This is a genomic window from Streptomyces milbemycinicus, from assembly GCF_002154605.1.
GTDB lineage: Bacteria > Actinomycetota > Actinomycetes > Streptomycetales > Streptomycetaceae > Streptomyces > Streptomyces milbemycinicus.
In genome coordinates this window covers 252-616 of the sequence record NZ_MUNE01001292.1, presented here as the reverse complement: position 1 = coordinate 616, position 365 = coordinate 252, and the positions used below count along the sequence as shown (strand labels likewise).

The 365-nt window shown below is 75.3% G+C and carries 1 protein-coding gene; it reads left to right on the top strand.

Features of this window, described 5'->3' with window-relative positions:
* Positions 1-11: 11 nt before the first annotated feature.
* The coding region (locus CCN51_RS59080; RefSeq protein ID WP_245881919.1) for a DJ-1/PfpI family protein at positions 12-365 on the top strand (354 nt) is incomplete at its 3' end.

Sequence of the window (365 nt, the reverse complement as noted above, 5' to 3'; positions counted from 1 at the left end):
AGGCTGGAGGGGTGACCCGACATGTCGTCTTCGTGATCTACGAGGGGTTCCAGTCGCTCGACCTGGCCGGTCCGCTCGAGGTGTTCCAGCACGCGGACCGGCTCGCGGGCGGCCACTCCTGCCGGATCGTGGCTCCCCGCCCGGGCCCCGTACGGTCGTCCAGCGGGCTGCCGGTGCACGCCGCGCACGGGGTGGCCGATCTCGACCCCGGCGGGATCGACACCCTGGTGGTGGCGGGCGGCCAAGGGGTGGACCGGGCCCGCCACGATCCGGAGCTGATCGGCTGGATCGCGGCGGCCGCGGCCGGCGCCCGGCGGATCACCTCGGTGTGCAGCGGGGTGTTCCTGCTGGCCGCCGCCGGGCTC